The 14409-nt window shown below is 40.8% G+C and carries 12 protein-coding genes and 1 pseudogene; 4 read left to right on the top strand and 9 right to left on the bottom strand.

Annotated features, from left to right (window positions below):
• Nucleotides 1-223: 223 nt before the first annotated feature.
• Nucleotides 224-1975, bottom strand: coding sequence for an ABC transporter ATP-binding protein (locus tag ACYRY3_RS23935; protein WP_460204225.1), 1752 nt, complete (start codon nucleotides 1973-1975; stop codon nucleotides 224-226).
• 281 nt (nucleotides 1976-2256) lie between these two features.
• On the opposite strand from ACYRY3_RS23935, the gene ACYRY3_RS23930 reads away from it, so the two are divergent.
• The 3 genes from ACYRY3_RS23930 to ACYRY3_RS23920 all read left to right on the top strand — a co-directional run bounded on the left by ACYRY3_RS23930 (nucleotide 2257) and on the right by ACYRY3_RS23920 (nucleotide 5465).
• Nucleotides 2257-3795, top strand: coding sequence for an FAD-dependent oxidoreductase (locus ACYRY3_RS23930; RefSeq protein ID WP_460204138.1), 1539 nt, complete (start codon nucleotides 2257-2259; stop codon nucleotides 3793-3795).
• Nucleotides 3796-3965: 170 nt separating this feature from the next.
• On the top strand, nucleotides 3966-4670 hold the full coding sequence (locus tag ACYRY3_RS23925; protein WP_460204137.1) for an actin-binding WH2 domain-containing protein: 705 nt from the start codon (nucleotides 3966-3968) through the stop codon (nucleotides 4668-4670).
• Nucleotides 4671-4757: 87 nt separating this feature from the next.
• Nucleotides 4758-5465: an actin-binding WH2 domain-containing protein gene (locus ACYRY3_RS23920; protein ID WP_460204136.1), complete on the top strand. Its 708-nt coding sequence runs from the start codon at nucleotides 4758-4760 to the stop codon at nucleotides 5463-5465.
• A gap of 76 nt (nucleotides 5466-5541) precedes the next feature.
• On the opposite strand, the gene ACYRY3_RS23915 is transcribed toward ACYRY3_RS23920, so the two are convergent.
• From ACYRY3_RS23915 to ACYRY3_RS23905, 3 genes are all read right to left on the bottom strand, one after another.
• Complete coding sequence (locus ACYRY3_RS23915) at nucleotides 5542-5916, bottom strand: response regulator (RefSeq protein WP_460204224.1); 375 nt, start codon at nucleotides 5914-5916, stop codon at nucleotides 5542-5544.
• Between the two features lie 123 nt (nucleotides 5917-6039).
• Nucleotides 6040-6264, bottom strand: coding sequence for a hypothetical protein (locus ACYRY3_RS23910; RefSeq protein ID WP_460204135.1), 225 nt, complete (start codon nucleotides 6262-6264; stop codon nucleotides 6040-6042).
• A gap of 311 nt (nucleotides 6265-6575) precedes the next feature.
• Nucleotides 6576-8921 (bottom strand): tetratricopeptide repeat protein, encoded by a 2346-nt coding sequence (locus ACYRY3_RS23905; protein WP_460204134.1) that lies wholly within the window; start codon nucleotides 8919-8921, stop codon nucleotides 6576-6578.
• Between the two features lie 379 nt (nucleotides 8922-9300).
• Between ACYRY3_RS23905 and ACYRY3_RS23900 the strand changes: the two genes are divergently transcribed.
• The gene (locus ACYRY3_RS23900; RefSeq protein WP_460204133.1) at nucleotides 9301-9525 is read left to right on the top strand and encodes a hypothetical protein; all 225 of its coding nucleotides are present in this window, start codon (nucleotides 9301-9303) and stop codon (nucleotides 9523-9525) included.
• Nucleotides 9526-9590: 65 nt separating this feature from the next.
• Here the strand turns inward: ACYRY3_RS23900 and ACYRY3_RS23895 are convergent, their stop codons facing one another.
• The 5 genes and pseudogenes from ACYRY3_RS23895 to ACYRY3_RS23875 form a co-directional block, all read right to left on the bottom strand.
• Nucleotides 9591-11666: a hypothetical protein gene (locus ACYRY3_RS23895; protein ID WP_460204132.1), complete on the bottom strand. Its 2076-nt coding sequence runs from the start codon at nucleotides 11664-11666 to the stop codon at nucleotides 9591-9593.
• Nucleotides 11667-11711: 45 nt separating this feature from the next.
• Complete coding sequence (locus ACYRY3_RS23890; RefSeq protein WP_460204131.1) at nucleotides 11712-11939, bottom strand: hypothetical protein; 228 nt, start codon at nucleotides 11937-11939, stop codon at nucleotides 11712-11714.
• Between the two features lie 98 nt (nucleotides 11940-12037).
• Nucleotides 12038-12550, bottom strand: coding sequence for an orange carotenoid protein N-terminal domain-containing protein (locus ACYRY3_RS23885; RefSeq protein ID WP_460204130.1), 513 nt, complete (start codon nucleotides 12548-12550; stop codon nucleotides 12038-12040).
• A 422-nt stretch (nucleotides 12551-12972) separates the two neighbouring features.
• Nucleotides 12973-13464: an orange carotenoid protein N-terminal domain-containing protein gene (locus tag ACYRY3_RS23880; RefSeq protein WP_460204129.1), complete on the bottom strand. Its 492-nt coding sequence runs from the start codon at nucleotides 13462-13464 to the stop codon at nucleotides 12973-12975.
• Between the two features lie 329 nt (nucleotides 13465-13793).
• Nucleotides 13794-14183 (bottom strand): annotated as a pseudogene (locus ACYRY3_RS23875) (DUF6335 family protein); the annotation flags it as partial.
• Between the last annotated feature and the right edge of the window lie 226 nt (nucleotides 14184-14409).

The following is a 14409-nucleotide window of genomic DNA, read 5'->3' as shown; positions in this document are numbered from 1 at the left end:
ACCTGCAATCGTCACTTGTTGAAATACTCCCTTCCCGCTAGAAGATTACCAAAAATGTCTTATAGGGAATACAAATAAACTACAAAAAGCCTCTCTCGTTTCTACAATTACTCCCTTCCCGCTAGAAGATTACCAAAAACGTATTATACTATCGCAACAAAAGGTTAGTGCTTAATAATATTATTAACTACTACCAACCACTAACCACTAACTACTAACTAACTCAAGTTCCTAACATTTGCAAATTGTGCAAAGTGGCATACATTCCTCCTGTGTGCAGCAACTCTTCATGGCTTCCCTGTTCTATAAGTTCTCCTTGCTTGAGCACAAAAATTCGGTCTACATTGCGAATGGTAGACAAGCGGTGAGCAATGATAATGGCGGTACGTCCTGACAAAAGCTTGTTTAAAGCTTCCTGAACTAACGCTTCTGTTCCCACATCCAGACTGGCGGTAGCTTCATCCAAAACTAAAATTTCCGGCTTGCGAATTGCAGCACGGGCGAAGGCTAAGAGTTGCTTTTGACCGCTTGAAAGATTTGTACCCCGTTCTCTGAGCTGGGTATCATATCCTTGAGGCAATTGCTCGATAAATTGGGAGACGTTTGTTTTTTCTGCCGCTTGCTGAATTTCCTCTTGGGTGTAAATGTCTCCCAGGCTAATGTTACTCTTGACATCACCAGCAAATATAAAACCTTCTTGCAGAATGACTGCCATGTAACGGCGCAGTTCCGCTTGGGGGACTTCCCGAATATCTACGCCATCAATCAAAATCCGCCCTTTGCTGGGTTCGTAAAGACGGCACAAAAGACGGATGATTGATGATTTCCCCGCACCTGTTGGCCCTACCAAGGCAATTTTTTCTCCGGGGTAGATGGTGAAGTTCAAGTCTTTGATGACATATTCATTGTCTTTGTAGGCAAACCAGACGTTTTCAAAGCGGATTTCTCCCAGTTTGGGTTTCTCGTTTGGAACTTCATGAGGAGCTGTAATTTCGTCTATGTATCCCAATCTAGAATCTAATATAGAGAATCTCGGATTGCCGCGATCGCGAATTTCTATGGGTTCATCCATAATTTCGCTGACACGTTCAATAGCCGTGAAACCAGCTTGAATGGTGGTAAATTTTTCGGCGAATTGCTGTATGGGTTGGAACAATCGTTGGGCATAGAGGATAAATGCAGATAAAATCCCAAAAGTCAAGCTTTTCCCTAGAAGTAAATAACCTCCAATCCACAAAACACCTGCAATAGCAATCAAGCCAATCCATTCGAGTGTTGCTGAAACCGCAGAATCGAAAAAGATAGTGTTATCAACCTCGCGGACATAACGGTTGTTTGTCGTGCGAAACAACTCTGCATTGAATTTTTCCCGGCGAAACAATTGCACGACATTAATGCCGACAATATTTTCCTGTAACTGGGAATTGAGTACCGAAAGTTCTTCCCTGACTTTGTAATTGGCTTTGCGGTACTGCTGCTGAAAGTAGATAATTATCCCCGAGACTGGTATGAGCATCAACAGCAGTAACAAAGCCAGTTGCCAGTTGATAGAAAACATCAAAACCAGAATCACCAGCATGGAAAACAAATCTGACACAATTCCAATCGCGCCAGTGGAAAACACATCTCCCAACACTTCCACATCACTGGTCAGCCTGGTAATAATTTTCCCTACAGGAGTCCTATCAAAAAAACGCACTGCTAAAGATGTGACGTGATAAAACAAATCTTGCCGGATTTCAGCAGTGATTCTTTGTCCTACCTTCTGTACCAAATAACCCTGATACCCTGTCAGTACCAATCTGATGGTTACTGTTATGACTAGCAAAGCTTGAATAATATTTATCCCCTCTAACAACGGGCGATTTCTGAGAAACTCATAGGTACTGGGTTCTTTACGAATGAGAGAAATCACCTGTCCGATTAGCATGGGTTGCACGGCGTTGCTGATGGCTAGTGGCACGAGTAGCAACATTGACAATGCTAGCAATCGTCCGTGGCGGCGGGCATAGGGTACTAGACGCAAAAATAACCTTTTGATTATCCTAATTTTGAGTATTTGGAAGCGGAGGGGAAGCAGGAACAAGATTCGTAGTTCGAGGAGTAAGAGGAAGGCTTAAAATAAACGAAGCTATGGGATTTTTGAAAAAATACTGAGCCTTATCAAACCCGGTATCTACCAGATATCGGGTTTGGTGATTTCAGAAACGATTTAGGATTCTTATAAAGCAATTTACAGTGATGGAATTGGCTTGTATGTCACTAACTGAAGAAATTCTTTCGCAACTACCAGGTGATGTTTTAGGAGGGCTACGTCAAAGCGATCGCATTTTGGCATCCATAAGAGAAGGTAGCACACCACCGCCAACGATTGTAAAAGAGGCGACTCAACCGTTAGGTACTGTGGAGTGGGACGTTGTCATTTGCGGTGGAACCCTAGGCATTTTAGTTGGTTGCGCCTTAGTTTTAAAGGGAGTGCGAGTGGCGTTAATAGAACGGAGATTTTTGCGTGGGAGAGAGCAAGAATGGAATATTTCCCGCAAGGAATTGCAAGTTTTTTTGGAATTAAATTTACTGACACAGGAAGAATTAGAGAAAGCGATCGCAACAGAATACAATCCTGCTAGAGTGAGCTTTCATAACGGTACAGAAATTTGGGTGCGGGATGTCCTGAACATTGGCGTAGATCCGGTTTACTTGTTGGAAACCTTAAAACAGCGATTTCTTACCGCTGGTGGAAAGTTATTTGAAAATACACCATTTACAGAAGCCGTGGTTCATCCCGATGGTGTCACGGTCAACAATCAACTCAAAACCAGATTGTTAATTGACGCAATGGGACATCTTTCCCCAATTGTACAGCAAGCACGAGAGGGGCAAAAACCAGATGCACTGTGTTTGGTTGTTGGAAGTTGTGCTCAAGGTTTTCCGGAAAACCATACAGGGGATTTGTTGTTATCTTTGACACCCTTGCAAAATCAATGCCAGTACTTTTGGGAAGCTTTCCCAGCAAAGGATGGCAGAACAACTTACCTGTTTACTTATATGGATGCACATCCACAACGCATGGGTTTGGAAGCGCTTTTCGAGGATTATCTGCGCTTAATGCCAGAATATCAAAGCGTGGAGTTAAACCAGCTGACATTTCAACGGGCGCTGTTTGGCTTTTTCCCCTCCTACCGTCAAAGCCCTCTAAAAACACCTTGGAACCGTATATTACCAGTGGGAGATAGCAGTGGTAGCCAGTCTCCCCTAAGTTTTGGAGGTTTTGGGGCGATGGTACGTCACTTGCAGCGTCTCACATTAGGCATTCATGAAGCACTGGAAACCAATCAATTATCTGCAAACGCACTCTCACTTCTGCAACCATACCAACCCAGTTTAGCTGTGACTTGGCTTTTCCAAAAAGCCATGAGTGTAGGAGTGAATCAAAAAATTGATTCCAATCAAATTAACCAACTTTTGTCTGCTGTCTTTCAAGAAATGCAACAGTTGGGGGAACCAGTTCTCAAACCCTTTTTGCAAGACGTGGTGCAGTTTCCAGCGCTGACACAAACACTGATAAAAACTGGTTTGACACATCCTGGATTGGTAGCCAAGGTGATTCCACAAGTTGGTGTGGGAACTTTACTCAATTGGATGGTGCATTACGGAAATTTAGGGGTTTACTCTGCTTTGTTTTTACTGAGTGAGATGTTACAACAGTGGATGAAAAATTTGCCTGATGCTTCCAAATTCTACTGGCATTTCCTAGCTGAGGGTTGGAAGTATGGTTCTGGCAATGATTATTCTTGAAGTAGTTAGTAGTTAGTGGTTAGTAGTTGGTGGTTAGTAGTTAGTGGTTAGTGGTTAGTGGTTAGTAGTTAGTAGTTAGTAGCCATTAATAATTAATTAACCTTCACCAACCAACAACCACTATCCACTATCCACTATCCACTATCCACTATTCACTATCCATTCACAATATGATAGAGCAAGAATCCCAAGGAATTAAATACTTTGCGGTGCTCATTGGCTTACTACGGGAGCGACAAGCATTTCTAGAGGATATCCGCCAAGGTACAAGATTGCCCAGTAAAATTATATCCCTGCTTGTTTGTAGTTCCCTATTCCTAGCTATTTATGGTGGAATTATTGGAGCTTACCACAGTTGGATGCAAGCCTTGTCTTCCGCTATTAAACTTCCAGCGCTCTATTTAATAACATTGCTAATTTGTCTGCCCACACTGTTTTTTTCTAATATTATTTTTGGTTCAAAACGCTCTTTAGGGCAGCATTTTGCCTTAGTACTAACTGCAATGTCAGTTACTAGCGTGTTGTTGTTTAGCTTTGCTCCAATCACTCTGTTTTTTTTAATTACAACCAATAACTACCAATTTTTGATTCTGTTAAATGTTGTGATTTTCGCTTTAACAGGATTTATTGGTATTTCTTCTTTATATCAAGCAACAAGCGTAGTCTTAGAGCAAAACGGTGAGGGCAGTAGTACACGGAAAAAAATTATACGTTCCTGGTTGTTTCTTTATGCCTTTGTCGGCAGTCAATTGGGATGGACTCTCAGACCTTTCTTTGGTACGCCTGATTCTCCCTTTCAGTTATTTAGAGAAAGGGAGGGAAATTTCTATCTGAGTGTTCTTCAATCAATTGGTTATTTGTTAGGGTTTCGTTAATTAATTGTCATTTGTCCTCGGTCATTTGTCATTTGTATTAAACCAAGGACTAAGAATCAAAAACCAAATTCAAATTTCAAAATCTTTATGCTTGAAAAACAGTCTCAGGGAGTACAACACTTTTCCGTTCTTCTCAGTCTACTGCGCGATCGCCAGAGTTTTTTAGAAGAAATTCGTCAGGAAGTCAGATTGCAAAGCAAAATCAATTCGCTGCTGGTTTCCAGTTCGATATTTTTTGCCATCTATGGCGCGATTATCGGTGCATCCCACAGCTGGGTGCAAGCAATCTCTAGTGCTATCAAGTTACCTGCATTTTACTTATTGGCACTCATCATTTGTTTTCCAACTTTATTCTTTTTTAATGTTTTGTTTGGTTCCCGTAGCAGTTTTGTGCAGCACTTTGTTGTGTTGTTAACTGCTGTATCTGTGATTAGTGTCCTCTTGTTCAGTTTTGCACCAGTGACGCTTTTCTTTTTAATAACTGCCCCTGACTCATATCAATTTTTTAAACTATTAAACGTTTTAATTTTTGGTATCACTGGCTCTTTTGGAGTGAAATTCCTTTATGAGGGGATGCAATTACTTTCTCAACAAGATGAAGTGGGCAAAAAAACCCGTACTACCATACTGCGGTCTTGGTTGTTTCTTTATGCCTTCGTAGGAATGCAGTTAGGATGGTTTCTCAGACCGTTTTTTGGTGACCCCGATTCTAAATTTGAGTTGTTCCGGGCGGTGCAAGGTAATTTCTATCTTGATATTGTGTCAGCGCTTTCAGCGATTTTTGGTGCGCGGTGATGATTTTTTCCTATACCTCGCATAACATTAAACACTATTGAAAAAACCAAAGGGGAGCCTTAAAACTCCCTTTTGTTTATGTCCACTTCAGCAAAGAGGCTACTTGTTCTGGCAGCTTTAAAGGGTTAAAAGGTTTGAGAATCACTCCTGCGACATCTAACTGTGCCAATTCATTTAAATTAACCATCTGTGTTTTAGCAGTCAGTAAAATAACTGGAATTTTTTGGGTTGTCGGATGGCTTTTTAATGACCTTAACAACGTCAGCCCGTCCATATCCGGCATGACCACATCTAGCAAAATGACATCTGGGAGTTGACTTTTAGCTAACAGCAGCCCTTCACTACCAGATTGAGCAATCAGTGCCTGCCAACGTCCAATCTTTTCCAAACAAGCTTGAATGACAGTTCGTAGGTTTTTTTCGTCATCAATAACTAAGATTCTCTTTGCCAATCTATCGTTCTCTCTACCTTCAGATGGCTTGGAGATAGTTTTTGCAATCCTTGCTTCCGTAACTCGTTTCCTCTTACTCTGACTCACTCTCATTTCCTTGCTTCCATTCCATGACAAGAGCATCTAGTACGCTGCGCCGCAAATAAGGCTCACAAATGCACGCTCGCTGTAAAGCTTGCAGTATAAGTCTGTTACTTTCATCCAAATGCCTTTATACTTCTCCTCCTCAGCGCTACGCGAACAGCCTTTTTGTACTAGTACATTAGTACGAGAGAAGTCAAACCTGGTTTTAATTTTATAGCTCTCATCATCCAACTTCTCCTCATACTTTTGTGAATCCCCAGTCATTACTGCTTTAATGTAAGAACAAAAAGTAATTCTTAATACTTTGACGTTTATACACATTAAACAAGCGTATTTCCTATGACATCTACCGAAATCAAGAATCCGTGTTAAGATTTAATGTATATAATAATACAATTAAATTTTATAATTACAGCATTTTTCAGGAAAATGAAGTGCATCGGTAGGGGCGGAAGGTTTGCGCCCTTACTTGCAACAATCTTTACCTTACTTAATTGCAATCTGCTGTAAGATTTAATGTTCTCTTAACTGGGCTAATTTAAGTTCGCAATGGGTTGCTACATCTCTACATATGGTTATCCCTGAAGACACTCCATTGCCGTTTGTACTTTCGCTACTTGTCTGGGGGCTTGCATTTCTGTAAAAAGTGCGATCGCATGAGCAAAATTTTCTTCACTTTTTGCAAATTCACCCATCTTTAAATAAGTTAAGGCAAGTTGATAGTGAGCTTCTGCTAGATCGCTTTTAGCACCTATTTGATATAATTTTTCAATGGCTTCTGTATACTTAATTATTGCTGTTGGAAATTCTTCTTTTTCTCTATAAATCTCTGCCAAACAACTAATAGCCTTAGCTTCCACTTGGGGAAATTTGTTATCCTGACAATTTATTAAGATTTTTTGACAAATCTCTAACGCTTTATCGAATTCACCCAGATTTATATAAGTTATAGCCAGATTCACTAAATTATGTCCTATTCCCCACAGGGTAACAGTATTTGATAATGAAATTTCTCCATAGGCTTTTTCAGCCATACGGAGAGCTTCTTCATTTAACCCCAAGTAAGAGTATAGAAAAGCAAGACAACACTGGGAATAAACTATGTAATTATCAAAATATTGGTTTTTTCTGGCAAGATTGCAAACATTGTTGAAGAAAAACTTTGCTTCCTCAATTTCCCACAATTCCATCTTGCAAAGACCTGTATTAAAGAGAATAGATAATCTTGATTTTTCAATATTAATTTTTTCTACAATTTTCATCGATTGCTCGTAACATTGTAAAGCTAGGATAAAACAACCTGTAATTCGATATGTGTATCCTAGAAGGTTATTCAGTTCAATCAGTCGATGTTCATCATTGATTTTGTCAATAATCCGTGTAATGACATCAATAAGTTTTTGTGACAAGCCTAATTGATAAAATGAACAGCCCAAGGGTAAACCCATTCTCCATTGTGAACCTCTGCCTTGAAGGATAGTATCTCCTGCTCGATTGAAATCCTCAATTTCTAAATAGTGATAATAGGCTTCTAACGCCTTCAGTGCATCTGTTGTATCCTTAATTGTATTAACACTTTGCGTCCAAAAGTCTGCAGCTTTACGGTTAACAATCTCCCATTCTTCACTTGCCCTTAACCGTGCGATCGCTTCTGCTCGAATGACTGGATGCAACCAGTACTGTCCTTTTTTAACTTCCAGTAAAGATAAATCTTGCAACGCTCTTATCACTCTTCTGCGTTGGTGCTCGGGCAGATCCCAAAGCAAATGTAAAACACCTTCAATAGGAACTGAAGTAATATCTTGATAGCGGTAGCAGCTTAAACGACAAAGCAGTTGATAAGCTTCACAATTATTTTCTTGAAGCCGATTAAATTGACTGGTGACTAAATCATTTAACTGTCTTTCGTGCAATAAATCGCCACTATTTTCCTGCCAATAAGCATCTACATCACCGTGAAAATCTGTTAAGATAGCACCGCAAATAATTTGCATTGCTTTGGCATTACCTCCATAAGCTTTGCACATCTCGCCTATGGCATTGGAGTCAGTGTTAATATTATTGCTAGTGAAAAACTGTTGCCATGCCTCCTCATCTAAACCTTCTAAGGGGTAAAGATAAGTTTCCAGACTAGCCTCAAATAAACGTTCGCGACTGGTGACTAGGGTCACTGAATTGACAGTTGTATCGGCTAATACTCGTAAGAGCGCGAGGTAAGGGCGTCGAGATTCGAGCAACTTGCCATTCCTATCTAAAACAGTTTCTAAGTTGTCTACGAACAACCCTATTTTTTTCGTTGTGTCTCTCAGTTTCCGTCGGAGTCGTTCTAAGTTGATGCCGAAATCCCGTGCGGGTTCCTCGTTAAAGTCTCGCCGCAGCCATTCTTCAATCACGCTTTCTGCAGGAGACAGGTTTTGAGTTTCCGTTGCTATCCAAAGTTCCAAAACTAAGTCAAATTTTTGAGTTTTAAAAAACTTACGGGCTAAAGTTGTTTTTCCTACACCACCTTCACCTTGTATGAGAATAACTTTTGCTCCACGGTTGATGATATTAACCAGTTCGGCTATTTGGCTTGCGCGTCCCAAGAAATCACGTTCTTGGCTTGGAGGTGCAACCAAATTCTGTGGACTGGTTATGGTTTGGGTAAGCTGTTTCTCTTTCCAACGTCGTTCCACCGCCGCTTGAAAAGTTCCCTTGACAACTTTTTCTTCCAATATCTCTGAGAGAATCTGCCAGAGTTGAGCACCAACTTCCCTTAGGTAGGCATCTGAGTAACCACAAAAGCTTGCTAGGTCTTGATACCTCTGTTTATTATCACGCCAGAACTCTCGAAAAACTACCCTTTGAAGCTGATCTAAGTGTTCTCCTGTTTTAATAAATACTAAACTATCCACGAATTCTAAGGCTTCTTCCGCACCCATTGGTTATTTTTGTACCATTTTTTCTCCAATCTACCGCTTTTTTACCCACTTTTTTCTAACTTGCCATACAGCAACCTACTTTTTCCAACAAACTTAACTTAAACAACTGCCAACATTATCCGACAGACAAATTATCCATCTTTTATTACACTTTGTAGTATAAAAACCAAAGAAGTTAAGTCAGTAACTTCAAGCATGCTTATGCAATGCTGAAAAGGCTCACGAGTCAGAAGTTCCTCTGATGCGCGTGAAAGAGCAAGTTATCAAACAAAACGCTTTTAGTTATGGCTGCCACAGGTTGTGGGTTGAGGAGATTTTTTTATTCGTTCGATAAGCACATCACAATCTACGAATCAATACATCTTTTGAGTGAATAATTATGACCACACAGGACAGTTTTTTCTTCAGATTAGTTACAAAGTCCCTTAAATATTTCTTGTTAGTTATGTTTGGCTTTGCGATCGCCTATGTTTTTTCTGGGATTTTTGGAGCCACCCATCTCGCTGCTGTTCTACTACCCACAGTATTCACTGGCTTTGTCCGAGTGGGAATTGCCTTACTCTGTTTGATTGCAGTCGTTATCTTTATCGAATCCTTACGTTAAAGACTAAGTTGTGAAAATAGGTGGGCAATGCCCACCCTACTAATTAAAACAGCACGAGTTACTGATTATTTTTGGCTTTGCACTGGCACCACTTCTGGCTCATCATCTAAAGACAGGAGAAACTCTATCAGATCGCTCTGGTCTTGAGTAGAAAAACCAGCTTGTCGATCCACCCAGTAGTTGTGCCCGCTGCCATCTGCATTTGATTTTTGCAAGTTGGGATTGGCACGGTTAGCTAAAACAGTTTGTCTGCGTAAGTTACGGTCAACAAGTACCCGCAGGCTTGCTCTGGGGTCCGGTAAGATGCCATTTAAAAGTGTCCCCGGTATACCTAATTGGTCGGCATTCACAATGTCGTAACCGTTGTTATCAACTTTAAGTGCTTGTGGTCCTGCGGCAACACCACCATCATGTAAATAGGGTGCGGTAACGTTCAGCCCAATCAAGCTAGGCACTTTGTAACCACCAGAATTACCGATCGCAAAAGCCAGTTTAAAATCTTCTTCTGAGGTAATATCTGTAGGTACATTTAGCACTGGCGGGTTTGCGGGCAGGGGAACTGGCACATTACTGGGATATGTTTGCGGTGCTACAAAGTTGCGGGCCATAGGTGCTTGTGCTGTCGCCCGTGAAGGTTGGGATTTGATTTCCTGTTCTGCAACGACGTGATTGTTTGTAAAATACCGACCGCTATGACATTCAACGCACCCAGCACGTGTGAAAATAGCAGAGCCACGCTGTAAAGACCCGATATCTCGCGTCTCTACAGGTGGTGGTGCTAGAGAGTTTTGAAATGCTGACATTCCATTGAGTTGTGCGGCGACTGGTAAACCGGGTGAACTTGCCATCAATCCATCTAGGATAAATGGTGAACCTTTCGGGTATCCCGGCATTTTAATCACCTCGTTGATGATAGGTGTACCGGGGGTAGGGTCGTTTTTCAGGAAAAATTCTGATGGTTTAGCACCTTGTGGCAACCTAAATTGTGGATTGGCAGAATTTTGCAGAATAACGCCCAAGTAGGTTTCTTTATCAATGCCTAAAAGCTGCTGACTGGAATCAGCTGTTGATGTTTGGTCTGAGTTTGTTCCATGAACGTTGCTATTGAGTGTCGTCAGCCCGTGGAACCAGCCAATGGCAGCATTACCGCTCCAACCGTAGGGATATGCAGCAAAAGTATAAGAAGATGGATTTTGGGATGGGTTATTGCGATTGTCCCCCGTTGAGTCAAAGTTTCCAGGAGTCCAAGTAAGCAATTCCGTGTCTACAGCATCCTCTAAAGCTTTTGCATCGGGTAACCGTGCTTCCTTGTTATCAGCTTTAATATAGGTATGTTCGCCACGACGAACGGTCAAAGGATTAACACCAGTTTGCCGAAACCATGATGCTGAGTTACTGGCAAGAGCCAGAATTAAGCCTGTATCGAGGTCGTTATTGGGTGCGCCTTCGATGATGCGTCCGGTATTTTTATCTACAGTGGCATGACAAGCGACGCAGGTCACACCAACACGGATTTTCCCTTTGTTGATGTGGGTCATGATGCCCAATGGAACGAGGGAATTAGCTGCGACATCAAGCCCTGTGTTCAGGATATCGCCTTTTTTGAAAGTGCGATCGCCCACCTTCATATCTCTATCCATCGTCACTTGGAGATTTGTCGTATGTTTACCCCCAAGGGCTAAAATCGCTTTTGATAAGTTTCCAATATTTAATGGCCCATCCAGAATACCAGTGACATCGGTAAAGAAAATTTCATTCCCAAAAGTTTCTCTATAAAAAGCTTTTCGCCCAAGATTTATTAAATCTTCTGTAATAGCAACAGCTCCATTATTTGCTGAGAGTTGCTCTTTACCTTCTTCTGTTTTTAACAAACTTGCTGCTTCAGCTTTACTAATAACTTTGCCTAACACATCATAAGAGCCTATCTCCTGGGTTGTAGGTTTGCTTAGAGGTGTATATGTATTGTTACGACTTGGGGTTCCTGGAAACGCAAGGTCAATTTGGTATGCAAAAAACCCAATAAAAAAAACTAGAGCCAGTAGTATAACAATTCCACGCAGTCGAAAAGTTTGCCTCTCTTTAAATTTCTGCGCTTCCAGTTTACTGGCTTGGTGTTCGCTTCGTTCTGGAGATGATACCATTTTAAATTTTAGATTTTGGATTTGCTGATTCTTAAAGAGGAGATTCTAAAATGCTCGACCACAAATAGAATCTACATATGCAGCAGGCTGATTGCTATTTTGTTGCCGACAAAGCAAAATCCGAGCTAACTGTTGCTGATAGTAGTATCGATGGGCTATCCAACCGAGAGGAGCACCAGCAATAGTACCAATTAGCACACCAGTAATCAGACTATAAACAAGATGCTTTCTTTTAATGGGGTTTGTTCTAATAGTCGTATTTTGTGTTACCATATTGCTGCCTAACTCGTAGAATTTCCAACATTAAATGCGGTCATAGGGTGAGCATTGCCCACCCTAGAACAAACGTTAATGATGCAAAAATTCGGATTTTACACTACTGTCTTGAGGAAAGACACTAATTCATCAGTGTTCAGAGACTCAAGTGAATCTATCACTTCTGTATCATCCTGAGTAGGTTTAGTGCCATCTGGAATACCGATGATATTATTTCCCAGTTTTCCTGCTAGCAAATACCAGAAAGCAATCTTAGCTTCAGTGCTCAATGAACCATACTCATGAGCGGGAGTCTTAGTTTCACCACCAGTCACCAGTTCAGCCAACGCTTTGCTTGGATTTGGATCGAGGATGGTTGCATCCTTTTCACTACTTTTTGCTGATAGCAAGTCTCTTAGAGCAGAAAGTTGGTCTTCTTTGGAAAGTTGCTGAATTCGCGATACCAAACGAGTAGCATCTTGTGTTGGTAAGGCATTTGCAGCATCGGCAGGAAGTTTATTAGCAATCTGTTTGTAAACTGACGCTAATACTAATAGCCGATCGTCAATCATCAAACCTTGAAATAGGGATACAGCTTCATGTACGGCATTGGCGTTTGTAGAAGTCATAACAATCTCCTAGATGTTACTGTTTCTTAGACTACTTGTATAAAAGCTATCCATGAATTCTTAATCTTTGGTCAAAATTTTACTAGTACTTATTTGGACTCACAGAACCTTGCTACCAAATTTACTAAGCTTTCGTTTAACAATCTTGACTTTTCTTTGCTTTTCCTGTTCTAAGATTAGAGATTTAAGTGATAGCCAAATCACTATTAGAAGGTAGAAGTATTACGAAAAAACAGTATTCCGATACCTACCTAAAGAGAGATGAAAAGAGATATCTCTTAAAAAAAAATTAATAACTAAGTCAAAGGCGTGACGGCTATAGTAGGGTGCAACTACTAAAGCGATTCAACTATAGATAAACACAAAGTAGTCAACAAAATTTCTACTTTGTGCTTATCTATAATTTTCTATTTGTTTAATTATTAGACTTCAGCACCAGCTTTTGGTTCGGCACCCATTGGTGCAACATAATCGCGGAAAAGAGTAATTTGCTGCTCAAAATCAATTTGCTTAATTCTGTTGAGCAGATCTTGTGATTGAGAGGACAGCTTGTAATCTGAAGGCATGGGCACAATAGTAGCATTTTCCATACCTTGAGCTAAACGAAACCAAAACAGTAGCTTTGTGGTTTCGCCCATGGAGCCATACATACGAGTATGTTCATTGTCTGCTTTGTTAATCAAATCGCGCTGAAATTGCAACTGTTCGTCGTGACCTAATGCCTTAATTTGATTGAACAAACCTTCAGCAATATTTTCAGAAACTGTACTAGCTCCAGGTGCCGCTGGGGTTACAGATTTACCCATTTCTTTATAAACAAACCAGAATAAAGCTAGCTGTTCATCTACTGGCAAACTTTGAAATGCTTGAACGTGTTCGCGAATAGTTGGATCGTTTGTTTGAGTAAATGTCATTCTTTGCTCCGATTGCAGAAATTACTTTCACAATTCACGCTATCAAAGTTGAATTTGACGTTTAACCCCACTGAAGACAGATGTGTGTAAATCAAAGAGAAGAAGAGCGATCGATTAGTGGTTAGTGGTTAGTGGTTATTGGTTATTGGTTAGTGAGAAATAACTAACCACTAACTGTTTAGGAGATTAAAGTTGGTTCATACTTCATTATCTGCATATGGCATCTCTTGACGGAAAGTTGCGGGGTCTGATAGAGAACGAGAAATATGCAAATCGTCTTCTCGCACACTATCAGGTCTTCCGATGTCTCCCTCTTGTCCTTCTACCGTCCTGTTCCCATAATCTTCAGAAGACAAGGGGTCTAACTCCCATCGGCTGTCATCACGCTCTTCTAGCATGTTGGTTATTTGAATTTCCTCGTTATCGTCTAACTCCAGCCCGACACCAGCTGCCATTTCGTCAACAATATCTTGGTCGGGAGTTGGAACTGTACCACCAACAGCCTCATCGCCTACTGTTGCTTCTTGTTGCCATAGTGCGTCTATATCTCCCCCTGTTATTTCTGGACTGGCTTCTACGTTCCCCGAGCTGTTGTATCGGTCTGCGCGATCGCCAATGTTATATCCTGGCGCGTCTTTTACACCTGTTCCATAAGATTCGGTGACCACTTGTGGTAAATCATCAGTGTCAAAGTTTTGATTGGTATTTTCTCCTGCCATAATTATCCTAGTCCTTGCTGCATTCTCACAATAACGCTTTCTCTGATTCGGATTTTCAACCTAAATATCTATTACCTAGGAAGTAATAAAAAATCAACAATCTCTTTCTTGAGAGTGAAGATAATCTGGAAATAGACAAATAGTCTTAATATTGATATGGTCACTTCACTAAAAGTTATGAGTGAAAGATCGGGGTTCGCTCAAGTTTTCTTATCGGAACCCCTGT

It is taken from the genome of Scytonema sp. NUACC21, assembly GCF_054684315.1.
The sequence above is the reverse complement of the archived record's forward strand: the minus strand, read 5'-3'. Positions and strand labels throughout refer to the sequence as shown.

Coding starts and splice junctions, on each gene's coding strand:
- ACYRY3_RS23895 (WP_460204132.1), bottom strand. CDS start 11,666: ATGGTATCATCTCCAGAACGAAGCGAACACCAAGCCAGTAAACTGGAA.
- ACYRY3_RS23905 (WP_460204134.1), bottom strand. CDS start 8,921: ATGGGTGCGGAAGAAGCCTTAGAATTCGTGGATAGTTTAGTATTTATT.
- ACYRY3_RS23910 (WP_460204135.1), bottom strand. CDS start 6,264: ATGACTGGGGATTCACAAAAGTATGAGGAGAAGTTGGATGATGAGAGC.
- ACYRY3_RS23935 (WP_460204225.1), bottom strand. CDS start 1,975: ATGTTGCTACTCGTGCCACTAGCCATCAGCAACGCCGTGCAACCCATG.
- ACYRY3_RS23925 (WP_460204137.1), top strand. CDS start 3,966: ATGATAGAGCAAGAATCCCAAGGAATTAAATACTTTGCGGTGCTCATT.
- ACYRY3_RS23880 (WP_460204129.1), bottom strand. CDS start 13,464: ATGACATTTACTCAAACAAACGATCCAACTATTCGCGAACACGTTCAA.
- ACYRY3_RS23885 (WP_460204130.1), bottom strand. CDS start 12,550: ATGACTTCTACAAACGCCAATGCCGTACATGAAGCTGTATCCCTATTT.
- ACYRY3_RS23930 (WP_460204138.1), top strand. CDS start 2,257: ATGTCACTAACTGAAGAAATTCTTTCGCAACTACCAGGTGATGTTTTA.
- ACYRY3_RS23920 (WP_460204136.1), top strand. CDS start 4,758: ATGCTTGAAAAACAGTCTCAGGGAGTACAACACTTTTCCGTTCTTCTC.
- ACYRY3_RS23900 (WP_460204133.1), top strand. CDS start 9,301: ATGACCACACAGGACAGTTTTTTCTTCAGATTAGTTACAAAGTCCCTT.
- ACYRY3_RS23890 (WP_460204131.1), bottom strand. CDS start 11,939: ATGGTAACACAAAATACGACTATTAGAACAAACCCCATTAAAAGAAAG.